The 14414-nt window shown below is 65.3% G+C and carries 12 protein-coding genes; 6 read left to right on the top strand and 6 right to left on the bottom strand.

The window, feature by feature from the left end; genetic code table 11:
• Positions 1-56 precede the first annotated feature (56 nt).
• The 3 genes from CVN68_RS10805 to CVN68_RS10795 are packed head-to-tail and all read right to left on the bottom strand — an operon-like array spanning position 57 to position 2452.
• Entirely contained in the window at positions 57-845 is a 789-nt protein-coding gene (locus CVN68_RS10805; protein WP_100282210.1) for a rhamnogalacturonan acetylesterase, read from the bottom strand.
• Positions 842-1606 (bottom strand): SDR family NAD(P)-dependent oxidoreductase, encoded by a 765-nt coding sequence (locus tag CVN68_RS10800; protein WP_100282209.1) that lies wholly within the window; start codon positions 1604-1606, stop codon positions 842-844. The genes CVN68_RS10805 and CVN68_RS10800 overlap by 4 nt, the downstream gene beginning before the upstream one ends.
• 15 nt (positions 1607-1621) lie before the next feature.
• Positions 1622-2452 carry an IclR family transcriptional regulator gene (locus CVN68_RS10795; protein ID WP_100282208.1) on the bottom strand — a complete coding sequence of 277 codons (831 nt, stop codon included), beginning with the start codon at positions 2450-2452 and terminating at the stop codon, positions 1622-1624.
• A 204-nt stretch (positions 2453-2656) separates the two neighbouring features.
• On the opposite strand from CVN68_RS10795, the gene rhmD reads away from it, so the two are divergent.
• The 6 genes from rhmD to CVN68_RS10765 are packed head-to-tail and all read left to right on the top strand — an operon-like array spanning position 2657 to position 8753.
• On the top strand, positions 2657-3853 hold the full coding sequence (gene rhmD, locus CVN68_RS10790; RefSeq protein WP_100282207.1) for an L-rhamnonate dehydratase: 1197 nt from the start codon (positions 2657-2659) through the stop codon (positions 3851-3853).
• 15 nt (positions 3854-3868) lie between these two features.
• Positions 3869-4729: a fumarylacetoacetate hydrolase family protein gene (locus CVN68_RS10785; protein ID WP_100282206.1), complete on the top strand. Its 861-nt coding sequence runs from the start codon at positions 3869-3871 to the stop codon at positions 4727-4729.
• Positions 4708-5475, top strand: coding sequence for an SDR family NAD(P)-dependent oxidoreductase (locus CVN68_RS10780; RefSeq protein WP_407695542.1), 768 nt, complete (start codon positions 4708-4710; stop codon positions 5473-5475). The genes CVN68_RS10785 and CVN68_RS10780 overlap by 22 nt, the downstream gene beginning before the upstream one ends.
• Positions 5476-5524: 49 nt before the next feature.
• The gene (locus CVN68_RS10775) at positions 5525-6427 is read left to right on the top strand and encodes an amidohydrolase family protein (protein WP_100282205.1); all 903 of its coding nucleotides are present in this window, start codon (positions 5525-5527) and stop codon (positions 6425-6427) included.
• An 11-nt stretch (positions 6428-6438) separates the two neighbouring features.
• Positions 6439-7668, top strand: coding sequence for an MFS transporter (locus CVN68_RS10770; RefSeq protein ID WP_100282204.1), 1230 nt, complete (start codon positions 6439-6441; stop codon positions 7666-7668).
• Between the two features lie 14 nt (positions 7669-7682).
• Positions 7683-8753: a glycoside hydrolase family 43 protein gene (locus CVN68_RS10765; protein ID WP_100282203.1), complete on the top strand. Its 1071-nt coding sequence runs from the start codon at positions 7683-7685 to the stop codon at positions 8751-8753.
• Positions 8754-8837: 84 nt separating this feature from the next.
• On the opposite strand, the gene CVN68_RS10760 is transcribed toward CVN68_RS10765, so the two are convergent.
• The 3 genes from CVN68_RS10760 to CVN68_RS10750 all read right to left on the bottom strand — a co-directional run bounded on the left by CVN68_RS10760 (position 8838) and on the right by CVN68_RS10750 (position 14101).
• Positions 8838-10103: a BNR repeat-containing protein gene (locus CVN68_RS10760; RefSeq protein WP_100282202.1), complete on the bottom strand. Its 1266-nt coding sequence runs from the start codon at positions 10101-10103 to the stop codon at positions 8838-8840.
• On the bottom strand, positions 10103-11257 hold the full coding sequence (locus tag CVN68_RS10755; RefSeq protein WP_100282201.1) for a glycoside hydrolase family 88/105 protein: 1155 nt from the start codon (positions 11255-11257) through the stop codon (positions 10103-10105). Before CVN68_RS10755 ends, CVN68_RS10760 begins: the two co-directional genes overlap by 1 nt.
• Positions 11258-11374: 117 nt before the next feature.
• Positions 11375-14101: a TonB-dependent receptor gene (locus CVN68_RS10750; RefSeq protein WP_100282200.1), complete on the bottom strand. Its 2727-nt coding sequence runs from the start codon at positions 14099-14101 to the stop codon at positions 11375-11377.
• Positions 14102-14414: the final 313 nt, after the last annotated feature.

The following is a 14414-nucleotide window of genomic DNA, read 5'->3' as shown; positions in this document are numbered from 1 at the left end:
GAGCAACTTCACGTCACCCCGGCCTTAGTCGGGGTGGAAGAGCGGGGCTGCGGCCTTCAGTGGCAGGCGGTGCTGCCGAGCGGCGTGGTACGGGTGAGGTCGGGGCGTTCGGCGAGGACCTTTTCGGCCACGGGCACCTTCAGCCCCTTGAGCTCCTGTGCCACGAGGTTGGCCATTGCCCGCGCGCCCAGTTCGCTGAAATGGGTGTCGTCGGCGATGCCGTTCGGGAAGGCGGCGACTTTGTCGGCGGGGGTGTAATGGAGATAGTATATCTTCGATCCCGCCTCGCCGGCGCGGCTGACCAGATCGAGCGAACGCGCCTCAAGATCGATCAGGGGGGTATTGGTGCTCGCGACCAATTCGCGCTCCACTTGCGAATATGCGGCAAAGTCGGGCTTGGCGCGCGCGCCCTCGAACGAGCGGCGGGCAGGGGGCGTCACCAGCACCGGTATCAGCCCGCGGCCGCGCGATTCCCAGATCATCCGCAGCAGATTGTCGCGGTAGAGAGACGCCGCGGGCGCATAGCGCTCGGGGCGCGAAACGCTGGCATCGTTATGGCCGAACTGGATCAACACGACGTCGCCCGGCCTGGCTTCGGCGAGCAAGGCATCCCATTTGCCTTCGGAAATGAAGGTCCGGGTGCTGCGCCCGCCGACCGCGCGATTGATCACCTCGACTTGCGGATCGAGCCCGCATTTGAGCATCATCCCCCAGCCGGTCTGGGGATAGCGATCGGCATTGTAGTTCGCCGCGGTCGAATCGCTCGCGATCAGGATCCGCTGCTGCGCCCTGGCGGGCAAAGCGCAGGCGACCAGCATCGCGCCCGCCGCGAGCAGCGCCCTCATTGCAGGTTCACGAATGCGCCGCCGTCGACCAGCAACGCGGCGCCGGTGACATAGGCGGCCATGTCCGAGGCGAGGAAGACGATCGGGCCGGCGAGATCCTCGGCTTGGCCGAGCCGGCCGAGCGGGATGCGCGCTTCCATATATTTGCGCTTCGCTTCGTCGGCGAGATCGTCCTTGTTGATCTCGGTCAGGATCGTGCCGGGCAGCACCGAATTGCACCGAATCCCGTGCTTGCCGAGCGCGATCGCGGTCGACTGCATCAGCGAATGGAGCCCCGCCTTGGTCGGCGTGTAATGCGTCTGATATTCGCCGCCGACCAGCGCCGAGATCGACGAGACCGCGATCAGCGCGCCGCCATGGCCTTGGCGGACCATCTGGTTCGCCGCCGCCTGGCACATGAAATAGCCTCCGAGCAGATTGACCTGCACCGTGCGCTGGACGGTCTCGACCGGCATGTCGAGGAAGGAGTGGAACGGGCAGATGCCCGCGTTCGAGACCATCACGTCGACCTTGCCGAAGGCCTCGACCGCCTTGACCACGAACTCGGTCGCGGTCTCGGGCGCGGCGACATCGCCTTTGATCGCCAGACCGCGCTGGCCGGCCGCCTCGATCTCGGCGACACAGGCCGCAGCTTCGTCGTCCCGGCTGTGATAGTTGATCACCACGTCGGCGCCCGCTTTCGCCGCGCCCACCGCGGCGGCGCGGCCGATACCCGTCGATGCGCCCGTGACGAGCACGGTCTTGCCTTCCAACAACTTCACCTGGCTCTCCTGATATTATCTGCGTGAGCGGCGCGGCGGCCGCACCTCGGGGCTCCAGCCCAGATCGGTGCTGATCCGCTGCGCGGTGTCGCGGACTTCGGCGCTCAGCGACTCCATCCGCTCGTCATCCATATATTGCGCGGCGCTCGACACGCTGATCGCCGCGACGATCTTTCCGGACACGTCGCGCACCGGGGCGGCGACGCAGCGGATCTGGTCCTCATTCTCTTCGAGATCGTATGCGTGGCCCGCATCGGCATAGCCGCGCATCCGCTCGAACCAGAGTTCGCGGTTGGCGCGCGGCGCGCCATGCGCCTGGTCGGCATCGAACAGCCGCGTCCATTCGGCCTCGCTGCCGTCGACGAGCAAGGCCTTGCCCAGCCCGGTCGAAGTGAGCGGCTGGCGATCGCCGATCCGGCTTGAAATCTCGACGCGGCGCCGGCCGGGGATCTTGTCGAGATAGAGCGCGAGGTCGCCGTCCATCCGGCCAAGATGCACCGTATCCTCCGAGGATGCGGCGAGTTCTTCCATCCGCGGGCGCGCGATCTGGACGATGTCGGCCTGGCTCTGCGCGAGGAAGCCGAGCTGGATCAATTTAGGGCCGAGCTGATAGCCGTCGCGCGGCAGATAGGTGAGGAAGCCGCGATCGATCAGAGCATTGGCGAGGCGGTGCGTGGTCGAGCGGGTGAGCGACATCCGCGCCGACAGTTCGGCGAGCTTGATCGGGCCGTCGATCACCTTATCGAGCATGTCGAGCCCACGGATCAGCGTCTGGCTGCCCTGCACCTTGGGGCCCGCCTTCTTCTCGGCCGGTTCCGATTCAGCGTTTGACGTGTCGCGTCTCATCTCGTAACATCCTATCCCATAAAGTGAGAAAGTAAAGCATCAGGAGGGGTGCGAAGCGGCGGAGCATTTCGGCTCGCGCCAGACCCATTCCATCAGGCATAGCGGCGAGGCGTATCACATGATGGTATGCCCCGCTCGTAATTTTTCACATTATCAGGCTCTGTGCCCAGATGTGGTACGGCGCCGCAAAAGGGATCAGAAGACGTGGCGGCAGCCGGCCTTTCGAAGATCAAGCACGTCCGTGCCTTCACCGTCCGCGGCGGCGGCGCCGATTATCACGATCAGGGCGAAGGCCATTGGATCGACAACCACATCGCCACGCCGATGGCGCGCTATCCCGAATATCGCCAATCGCGCCAGAGCTTCGGGATCAACGTGCTCGGCACGCTGATCGTCGAGATCGAGGCCGAGGACGGCACGATCGGCTTCGCGGTGACCACCGGCGGCGAGCCCGCCGCATTCATCGTCGAGAAGCATCTCGCGCGCTTCCTCGAGGGCCGCGACCCGCGCGAAGTTGAGAAGATCTGGGACCAGATGTACTTCTCGACCCAGTACTATGGCCGCAAGGGCCTCGTGGTGAACGCCATCTCCGGCGTTGACCTCGCGCTCTGGGACCTGCTCGGCAAGTTGCGCGGCGAGCCGGTCTATCAGATGCTCGGCGGCGCGGTGCGCGACGAATTGCAATTCTACGCCACCGGCGCGCGCCCCGATGTGGCGAAGGAACTCGGCTTCATCGGCGGCAAATTGCCCCTCCACCACGGCCCCGCCGAAGGGCTTGAAGGCCTCCACAAGAACATCGCCGAACTCGCCGAGATGCGCTCGCGCGTCGGCGACGATTTCTGGCTGATGCTCGATTGCTGGATGAGCCTCGACCTCGATTATGCCACGCGGCTTGCGCACCGCGCATATGACGAGTGCGGCCTCAAATGGATCGAGGAGGCGCTCAGCCCCGACGATTACTGGGCCTATGCCGCGCTCAAGAAGAACGCCCCCAAGGGCCTGCTCGTCACCACCGGCGAGCATGAGGCGACCCGCTGGGGCTTCCGCATGCTGATGGACATGGAATGCTGCGACATCATCCAGCCCGATGTCGGCTGGTGCGGCGGCGTCACCGAGCTGATCAAGATCGCCAATTATGCCGACAGCAAGGGCGTGATGATGATCCCGCACGGCTCGTCGGTGTACAGCTATCACTTCGTCATCACCCGGCATAACAGCCCGTTCGCCGAGTTCCTGATGATGCATCCCGGGCCGACCGAAGTCGTCCCGATGTTCCACCCGCAATTGATCGGCGAGCCGGTGCCCGTGAACGGGCGCCTGCACGTGAGCGCGCTCGACAAGCCCGGCTTCGGGGTCGAGCTCAATCGCGAGCTGCCGATGCACCGCCCCTACACGCATTAAAAGCGAGAGACCGACATGAAACTCTGCCGTTTTGGAACCGCCGGTAGCGAACGCCCCGGCCTGATCGACAAGGATGGCCGCATCCGCGATCTCTCCGCGCACATCAGCGATATCGGGCCCGACCAGCTCCTGCCCGAGGGCCTCGCCGCGCTCGCCGCGATCGACCCCGCCTCGCTGCCGCTCGCGCCCGAGGGCGTGCGCTACGGCCCGCCGGTGTCTGTCACTCGCCAGTTCATCGCGATCGGCCTGAATTATGCCGATCACGCCGCCGAATCGAACCTGCCGATCCCCGAAGAGCCGGTGATCTTCACCAAGGCGGTCAGCTGCATCCAGGGCCCGCACGATATTGTCGTGATCCCGCGCGGATCGGTGAAGAGCGACTGGGAAGTCGAGCTCGGCGTCGTCATCGGCAAGGGTGGCTCGTATATCGACGAGGCCTCGGCGCTCGATCACGTCGCCGGCTATTGCGTCGTCCACGACCTCTCCGAGCGCGATTATCAGATCAACCGCGGCGGCACGTGGGACAAGGGCAAGGGGTGCCCGACCTATGGTCCCGTCGGCCCGTGGCTGGTCACTTCGGACGAAGTCGGCGATCCGCAGAATCTCCGCCTCTGGCTCGACGTCAATGGCGAGCGCAAGCAGGACGGCACCACTTCGACGATGATCTTCCCGGTCTCCAAGATCGTCGCGTACGTCAGCGAGTTCATTAAGCTGCTCCCCGGCGACATCATCACCACCGGCACGCCCCCGGGCGTCGGCATGGGGCAGAAGCCAGAGGCGGTGTACCTCAAGGCTGGCGACAAGGTCGCGCTCGGCATTGAGAAGCTCGGCGAGCAAGCGCAGGACGTCATCGCATGGTCGGAGGCACGCGCTTGACGCTCTATGCCGATCGCTTCGCGGGCCGCACCGCGATCATCACCGGCGGCGCCTCCGGGCTCGGCCGTGCCGTCGCCAGGCGCTTCGTCGCCGAGGGCGGCAAGGTCGCGCTCTGGGATGTCAACGCTGACGCAATCGCCGAAGCGGCAGCCGAGGTCGGCGCGACGCACACCGCGTCGGTCGATGTGTCGGACGCTGCGTCGGTAGCGCGCGCCGCGGACGAGACCGCCAAGGCGCTCGGCCGGGTCGACGTCCTCGTCTGCTCGGCTGGGATCACCGGCGCCACTGCGCCCGTCCACGAATACCCGCTCGACAGCTGGGCGAGCGTGATCGGGATCAACTTGAACGGCCTGTTCTATTGCTGCCGCGCGGTCGTCCCGCACATGCTGGCGAACGGCTATGGCCGGATCGTCAACGTCGCTTCGGTGGCAGGCAAGGAAGGCAACCCCAACGCCTCGGCCTATTCGGCGTCGAAGGCAGGGGTGATCGGCCTCACCAAGTCGCTCGGCAAGGAACTCGCGGGCAAGGGCATCATCGCCAACGCGCTGACCCCGGCGACCTTCGAGAGCCCGATCCTCGATCAGCTTCCGCCGAGCCAGGTCGATTATATGCGCTCGAAGATTCCGATGGGCCGCCTGGGCGAGGCCGAAGAGAGCGCCGCGATGATCCTGTTCATGGCGAGCGAGGAATGCAGCTTCACCACGGCGTCGACCTTCGACACCTCGGGCGGACGGACGACGTACTGACGATTCCCGTCATCCCGGCGTTCGCCGGGATGACGATGAGGAGAGGAAAATGGCGCGGGATCTGCCCTTCATCGATGCCCATGTGCATCTCTGGGACCTCGATCGCATTTCCTATCCGTGGCTGACCCCGCCCTTCGCCGATGACGGCCCGAACGGCAGCGTCGAGCCGATCGCCAAAACCTATCTCCTCGACGATTATCTCGCCGACGCATCGGGCTGGGATGTCCGCGGGATCGTTCATGTCGATGCCGGTGCCGATGCCAGCGCCGCGCTGGCCGAAACCGAATGGCTGCAAGGCGTCGCCGCCCACCGCGGCGCGCCCAATGCGATCATCGCCTTCGCCGCGCTCGACGACCCGAACGTCGAGGCGCAGCTCGAAGCCCATGCCGCGCATCCGAACGTCCGCGGCATCCGTCACATCGTCAACTGGCATCCCGATCCGCGGCGCAGCTACACTCCGCGCGATGTCACGCAGGACGAGGCTTGGGCAAAGGGCTTCGGGATGCTCGCCAAATACGGCCTCAGTTTCGATCTCCAGGCCTATCCTGGCCAGTTCCCGGGTCTCGCCAGGCTGATCGCCCGCCACCCCGAAACGCAAGTCATCATCAACCATACCGGCATGGCCGTCCCCGGCGAGTGGGAGCAGTGGCGCGCCGGCATGGCCGCGCTGGCAGCCTTGCCGAATGTCGCGACCAAGCTCTCGGGCATGGGCTTTACGCATCGCCCGTGGTCGCTCGATCAGGCACGCGGCTATATCCGCGAGGCGATCGAATTGTTCGGAGCCGATCGCGCAATGTTCGCCAGCGATTTCCCGACTGACAAACTGTTCGGCAGTTTCGCGAAGCATCTCGACGCCTATGCCGAAATCACCAGCGATTTCATGGAAACGGAACGCCGCGGCCTCTGGGCGCGCAACGCCAATCGCATCTACCGGCTCGGGCTGGACGTCTAGGGGAACACAAGTTGAGCGACACCCAGGACCATAAGTGGCGCAACACGATCCTTGCGGGGCTCGCCAATTATATCGACGCGGGCTCGATCGTCGCCGGTTCGGTGGCGCTCGCGCTGTGGAAGGAGATCTACGGCCTTTCGGACGGCTTTATCGGGCTGATCGGCGCGTTCAGCGCCAACGCCATCTCGGCCGGCGTCGGCGCGCTGATCGGCGGCATCCTGTGCGACAAGTTCGGCCGCAAGAAGATCTACCAGTACGATATGATCTTCTACGCGTTCGGCATGCTCTTCCTCGTCTTCGCCTCGGCGCCGTGGATGATCGTGCTGGGCTTCGTGCTGGTCGGCCTCGCGGTGGGCGCGGATATTCCAGCCTCCTGGTCGTTGATTGCCGAGCAGGCGCCCGACGACAAGCGCGGCGCGCATTCGGGCGTGGCGCAATTGCTCTGGTATCTCGGGCCTGTCGCGGTGTTGGTCGCGGCCTATTTCCTCCAGCCCTGGGGGATCACCGGCGTCCGCTGGATCTTCGCGCATCTGGCGGTGCTCGCAATCGGGCTGACCTTCCTGCGCTCCCGCATGCGCGAATCGCAGCGCTGGGAGGAAAGCCAGACGGCGCAGCAGCGCACCGGCTGGCGCGAACTGTTCAGCCCGCGCTATTTCGGCGCGGTCCTGTTTCTCGCGTCGATGTACGGCTTCTGGAACCTGTGGGCCGGGTTCAACGGCTTTTTCACGCCGTATCTGGTCAAGGAGCACAACCTGCCCGAATGGGTCGCGACGATCGTGCCGGCCGCCTATTTCCTGATCGGGATGATTTCGATCCTGACGATCTTCATGACGCTGTCGGACAAGGTCAATCAGAAGCTGCTGTTTGGCATCTCGGCGGTGCTGCACGTCGTTGGCATGGCCATCCTGGCGATTTTCGGCTTCACGCTGGAAATCTACATCCTCCATGTGGTGATCATGGGCGTGGCCGGGGGCTTCGGCGCGCAGAGCTTCTTCCAGCTCTGGTCGGCCGAACTCTTCCCTACCGCGATCCGCTCGACCGCGCAGGGGCTTACCTTTGCGATCGTCCGCATCGGGCTCGGTATCTGGAGCTTCTTCGTGCCCTGGCTGGCGTCCTACGATTACACTACGCTGGCGTGGATCCTGACCGGCTTCCTCGTCGCCTCGGGCGTGATCGGGCTGATCTGGGCGCCGCGCAACGAAGGCAAATCGCTCGAGGAGATCGCGGCGGCGCGGGCGTGACGGGAAGGAAGCGAATGCAATTCAAGCATCTGCTCGCGGCGCTTGCCATGCTGGTGGTGATCCCCGCGGCCGCGCAGCAAAAGCCGGCCCAAGCCCCGCTCCTGCTGCCGCAGATGCAGCTCCACGATCCCTTCATCGTCGCCGACAAGGCGACGAAGACCTACTACCTCTTCACCCGCAACGAGGCCGCGATGACCGGCGACCGCCGGCTCGGCACGATGGTCTATTCGAGCAAGGACCTTAAGCACTGGACCCGTCCGCGCATCGCCTTTGCGCTGCCCGAGGGCATCTGGGCCAAAGGCGGCGCCTGGGCGCCCGAGGTTCATCCGTGGAAGGGCAAATGGTATCTCTTCACCACCTTCCACGACGAGGCGGCAACGCTTCCGCCCGAGGGTAATCGCAAGCCCTATCGCCGCGGCACGATCCTCGCGGTCGCCGACAAGGTCGACGGCCCGTACCGCGTGGTGCGGAACGCCGCGCCGATCGCGCCCAAGGAGCTGATGACGCTCGACGGCACGCTGTATGTCGATGCCGCAGGCAAGCCGTGGCTCGTTTATGCGCATGAATGGCTGCAGACCACGATCGGTACGATCGAGGCGATCCCGCTCGACGACAGGCTCGCCGCTGCCGGCCGGCCGTACGTCCTGTTCCGCGCCAACGAGGCCGGCTGGGCCAAGGGCCAGCGCCAGCCCGACGGCGACAGCGTCTGGGTCACCGACGGCCCCCAGTTCCATCGCACCCGTACGGGCACGCTCCTGATGCTGTGGTCGAGCTATGGCGAGCGTGGCTATGTCCAGTCGATCGCCCGTTCGAAATCGGGCAAGCTTGAAGGGCCGTGGGAACAGCTCGAGCCTCTGGTCCGCCGTGACAGCGGCCACGGCATGCTGTTCCGCGCGTTCGATGGCCGGCTGATGATGGTGCTCCACCGCCCCTTCACCTTCGCGCTCGGCAAGCTCTACGAGATGAAGGACGCGGGCGATCGGGTGGAGGTGATCCGCGAGGCGACCGAGCTCGATCTCGAAGCTTATCCCACTCATCCCTGTATTCAGCCGCACACGCCGAGCGAACGAAAGGTCGATTGCTGAGCTCGCCGGTGCTCCTGCGAAGGCAGGAGCCTAGGGGCGTGCAGCACTCCGCTATCCTGGGCTCCTGCCTTTGCAGGAGCACGATTAGGGGAGCACCAGCCGCAACACGCTTGCCTCCGGCACATCCTCGCGCGGCAAATCACGGTTGGCCGGCAATGTCGCCCACGCAATCGCAACGCCGGATGCGTCCTCGACGGTATTGAGCTGCATCCCCGCCGGCACCCCGATACGCGCGCTCAACCGATCCGCCAGCTTCGTGCCCGGCCGCTCGCCAACGCGCGCGAGCGTATCGCCGTCGAGCAGCAAATCGATCGGCTTGCCATCGCGTATCACCGGCACGCGTAGCGTCTTTCCGTCCACCACCGGCGCCGCGATCCGCAATCGAAAATCGAGTGAGCCGTTGCCGCCGAAGTCCCAACGAAAGCCTTTCCAGTCGCTTGCCTGCGTGACCCGCCAGCGCCGGTCCTCGCGGCGTGCGACGAATATCTGGGTGTCCCCCGCCGAGTCAAACTTGTGGAAGGCGATTACGGGGCGGCTCGGCGCATCGAAGCCGATCGGCGTATTGTTGTTGATCATGCCACCGTGCGACCGCACCGGATCGACGATCTCGGCGTCGCGCAACCGGATCGGCAAGGGCAAAGGCGTGCCGTCCGACCGCTCCCAATGTAAAAGGTCAGGGCTCCGCGCGTAGGACAGATCGTGGTTGGTCGCCGCATCGGGCGTGTCGCGCCACACCCAGCTCAGGTGGAACCAGCCGTCGGGACCTGGCACTGGTCCGACGAAATAGGCGCTGCGCTTGCCCTCGCCATCCACGAGCGGCGCATCGGTCAGCCGCTTCCAGCCGGCCCCGTCCAGCACATTGTAAATTTCGCGCCCGCGTCCGCTGCCGCCGTCGCGATATTTGAAGATCAGCCGCCCGCCCGCATCCTTGAGGAACGTCGGATAGGTCATGCTCCGCTCGGCCGCCGGCTCGACCATCGCCGGCACCCGCGTCAGCGTCCGCACGTCGCCGGCGCCAGTCGTGCGGAAATAGACCAGGGGATCGTTGTGCATGTTCGCCGCGACGTGGAGCTGGCCCGCCGCATCCACTGCCATCGCGATGCGGTTGTGGCTGTCCCAGCCGACCCAGCCCGGCAGCTTCGTAAAGGTCCACCATGAGGACTTGAGCGGCCGGCTGGCGACACTCAGCTGACGGGCCGCATCGTAATAGCCGACATAGATGCGGTCCATAGTGACGACGAGTGCGAAGGGCACTTCGTTCCCCGCCCAGACCCGGTCGACCGCTTCCAGTTTCTGCGCCGCTGCCGGCACCGCGCACAGCAGCGCGAGCGGCGTCAGCAGCCGCAGCATCAATCGAGCCCGAGATCCGCGACCGCCGCCGCCGCCAGCAGGAACGCGCCGACGCCGTAATATTGGGTGTCGGTCGCCAGCACCTGCTCGGGGCGATCGCTGACCTGCTGCACCCAGCCGAGCCGCCCGTCGGGCTGGATCGCGCGAGTGAGCGCGGACCAGCCTTTGCGGATCGCCGGCGCATATTCCGCGCGCGGCAGCAGCCCCGCCTTGACCCCCCAGGCGAGACCATAGGTGTAGAATCCCGTGCCGCTCGATTCCGGCGGCGAATCCTCAGGCGCGAGCAGTGACGGCGCCCAATAGCCGTCGGGCTTTTGCACCGCCTTGATCTTGCCCGCCATCTCGATGAACAGCGTCTCGAGCTTCTTGCGCTCGGGATCGCCTTTCGGCAGCTTCGGTATCATCAGCGCGAGACCGGCGAGCACCCAGCCATTGCCGCGGCTCCAGAACATCTTGCGGCCCTGCGTGTCGCGCCGGTCGAAGAAGCGGCTGTCGCGATAGAAGAGCCGCTCGGCCGGATCGTAAAGGAAGTTGGTGGTCGCCCAGATCTCGCGGAGCGCATAGTCGCGATAGCGCGGGTCGCCGGTCTGCTTCGAAAGCTCGAGCATCGCCGGCGGCGCCATGAACAAGGCGTCGCACCAGCACCAGCGCGCGAGGCATTCGGTAGCGCCGTAGCCGCCCTTTTCGGGGACGACGAAGGCGAGCGTCACGCGCGGCGCGTTGTCGACGACATTGTCGAACGTCCGGCGGACCGACTGGAGGGGCGCCGCGTCCGCATTGTGCTTCGCCGCCCAGAGATAGCTCTGGGTGATCGCGTGATCGTCGGCGAAGAAGGGAAGGCGGCCCGGCTGCCATTGATTGGCGGCGCCCATGTCGAGGATCGCCTTGCCGATATCGGCGGGCGCGCCGTGATCGGCGAGCGCGGTCATGCCGACCCAGAATGCCGCTTGCTCCCATGCCCGTGGATTGCGCGTCTCGCCGCCGGCGCGGGAGATATGGCTGGTATCGGTCATCCGCGCGAGCTGCCAGCGCGCCAGCTTCACTGCCGTGGCGATCGCCGCACGCGGGCTCGCTTCGGCGCCCGGCCGGGCGAGCGCGGCGCCGGGTAGCGCGCCGGCTGCAGCCAGCAGAAGCAAGGCGGTGCGCAGCGACATATCGGGCTTCCCCTCTCCATTGTGTTTGGCAGAGGTCATAGCAAAGCGCCGGAAAAGAAGAAGGCCGGAGGACGGCATAGCGTCCCCTGGCCCTCAATGGCTCTCTGGCGGCTCCGATCAGAAGCGGAAGCGCACGCCCAGCGAATAGACGCGCTCCAGATATTTGGTCTGGAAACGATAGCTGTCGCCCGCCGTATTGTACTCGCGATAGGTCTTGATCGGCTGTGCGAGGATGTTGAGCAGATCGAACGCGACCGTGACGTTCTTGGTTGGGTTGATCGAGGCCGAGAAGTCGAGCGTGCCGAGCGAATCCTGGTAGAGCGGCCGCAGGAAATTGGCCTGCAAGTTCTGATACTCGACGACGAAATCCGAGCGCCAGTTATAGGCGAGCCGCGCCGAGAAAGGCCCGCTCTCGTACATACCGACCAGATTGTACGAATGCTCCGACACGAACGGTACCGGCTGCTGCCCGGGAAGCTGCAGCGCCTGGGTCGGCGAGAGCTCGGTGCCGGCGTCGATATAGGTGTAGTTCGCCTGGACGCCGAACCCGTGCGCCCAATTGGGCAGCGATTCGAAGTCGAGGAAGGTGGTGAACTGCGCCTCGATGCCCTGGATCCGCCCCTTGCCGCCGTTGAACGGGAGGTTGCCCCGCACGTTCGGCGCGTTCGGGATCTCCAGCACGGTCTGGTCGCGGAAGATGAAGTTGTTGGTGTCGCGCCGGAACGCCGCGAGGGAAACCAGCCCGGTGCGCGAGAAATAATATTCGAGCGACGCATCGTAGTTGGTCGAGGTGAGCGGCTTCAGGTCGGGATTGCCGCCATTGTAGTCGACGACGCAGTTGACGTTGTCGACTCCGCCGGTCGTGCAAACGCCGGGGGGCGTGCCGAGGAATCCGCCCGGGTTCAACTGATCGAAATTCGGCCGGGTGCGCGTCTTGGTATAAGCGAGGCGCAACTGCAGCTTCTCGGCGAGGCCGAAGCGGATGTTGGCGCTGGGCAGATAGTCCCAATATTTGTTGGTGCGGATGATCGGCGAGGTCACTTCGGTGCCGGTGCCCGGATTCTGCCGCGACGTGCCGTTCAGCGTTGTCTCGGTATGCACCGCGCGCAGGCCAATCGTGCCGTCCACCGGGATGCCGAGGTCGAAGCCGTAGCGGACCTGGGCATAGCCGGCGAAGACCTTCTCGCTCGCCGTAAAGGTCTCGAGCGGCTCGTACGGCGTCGCGCCGGTCGGGAAGCCGGTCAACGTGCGCAGTGCATCGATATTGTCGAACACACTGTCGAAGGTCGGCGCCGGGAATTTGGTGTCGGGCTGGAGTTTGTCGAAGCGGAACCCGCGCGGATATTGGTCGATCTCGACCGGGAGCGCCGACAGTCCGATGCCGCGGCCCAGCGTGTTGATGTAGCGGCCGCCGTTGCTGCGGGTGGCGCTGCGGTCGTTGTAGCGCACGCCCAGGTCGATCCGCGACAGCCAGTCCATGCCGGTTTCATATTGCGCATCGAGGCGACCTTGGATGTCGTCGCCCGCCGCCATGTATGAGCGGTCGAACAGGCCGCGCCACAGATAATTGGCGGGGTCGGCGCTGTTGAAGTTCAGGAAGTCGAACGTACCGCCACCATGGCCGTCCTGTACGTCGAAATTGACGTTGCGCACCGGCGAGCTGCTCAGCGCATAATCGATATTGGCCTGCGATTCGGTGTAGGTGCTGTCGGTATAGGCGACGTCGCCGGTGATCTTCAGCCCGCCGCTCGACCAGATGAAGCCGCCCGCGACCTGGTAGGTGTCGGTCTTGGCGTCGCGGAATTCGTAATAGCCGTCGGGCGTCGCCGCGTTGGTGACGGTCGCGCTCTGGAGCGAGCGGCTGCCGTCGTCGCGCAGCACCACGTTGCTGAACTGGGTGGCGCCGAAGGTGGGGACGAACATCCACATGTTGCTGTCGTGCCCGCGATAGCCCTGGAACAGGCCGTCGACGTAGAATTCGAGATTGGGGCTCGGGCGCCACTGGAGCGCGCCGTTGACCGAAGGTCGCCAGCGATCGCCGCGGCTGTAGAAGATGCCCTGGCCATTGGGGCGCACGAAATCGCCGGGGGCGGGGGTCACATTGGGGTCAGGGGTGATGTAGCGGTCGTTCTCGCGGGTCGCGTCGAGATACTGGATGTTCGTCATCGCGACGTTCACCAGCGCGCCGAACTCGCCGATTCCGGTATTCCAGCGATCGCTGACCAGCAGATTGCCGTTCCACGTCAGGTCCTGGCTCTGCTCGAAATGCACGCCGTGGGCCGAGCCCGACAGATGGAAGCCGTCAAAGTCGAACGGACGACGCGAACGGACATTGACCTGACCGCCGATACCGCCCTCGACGAGGTTCGAAGTGCCCGATTTGTAGACCTCGAGCGCGGCGACTGCGCCGGCGGGGAAGTCCTGGATCGCAACGAAGCGGTTCTCGGCGGTGAAGATCTCGCGGCCGTTATAGGTGGTCGAGATGTCGGGAAGCCCGCGCACCTGAACCTGCGCCGCCTCGCCGGCTGAACGGTTGACCTGCACGCCGGTCACCCGCGCGAGCGCGGCGGAGGCCGTGATGTCGGGGAGCTTGCCGATGTCCTCGGCGACGATCGCGTCGACGATGCCTTCAGACTGGCGCTTGATGTTCTGCGCCGATTCAAGGCTGCGGCGATAGCCGGTGACGACGATGGCGTCTTCGGCGGAGTCGTCCTGCGCCGTGACCTCGGCGGGCGCGGTATCGGCTTGTGCAGCGGGCGTGGCCTCGGTCTGCGCGAAGGCGGGAGCGGCTCCCGCCAGAATGAGAATCGAAGTCGAAGCGAGAATCGCAGTCTTCAGGCGCATCGCACACCTCCCCTTGGTAAATGACGAACAGGGCCCTTGCCGAGCCTCTCTCCAGGAAGTTGCGCCTATGCTACTGCTCCCCGGCGCCTGACAAGTGATTAATCATATCAATAAGACGGGGTGCACGGAATAGCGCCGGAGCGTGGCATGCAGGACACACTATGGGAGTCGTGTGGGGTGAGTCCCGGATCGTGGTGTGTTTGAAAGGCTCGGCCGATTTTGTGGGAACGATGCGCCGTCGCGCAGGGGGCGCGTTCGGCAGTCGCTGATCGAGCATGCTCCTCTTCTCGAGGGGCGATCGCCTCAACCCGGT

The sequence above is a fragment of the Sphingomonas psychrotolerans genome, assembly GCF_002796605.1.
GTDB classification, from domain to species: domain Bacteria; phylum Pseudomonadota; class Alphaproteobacteria; order Sphingomonadales; family Sphingomonadaceae; genus Sphingomonas; species Sphingomonas psychrotolerans.
The sequence above is the reverse complement of the archived record's forward strand: the minus strand, read 5'-3'. Positions and strand labels throughout refer to the sequence as shown.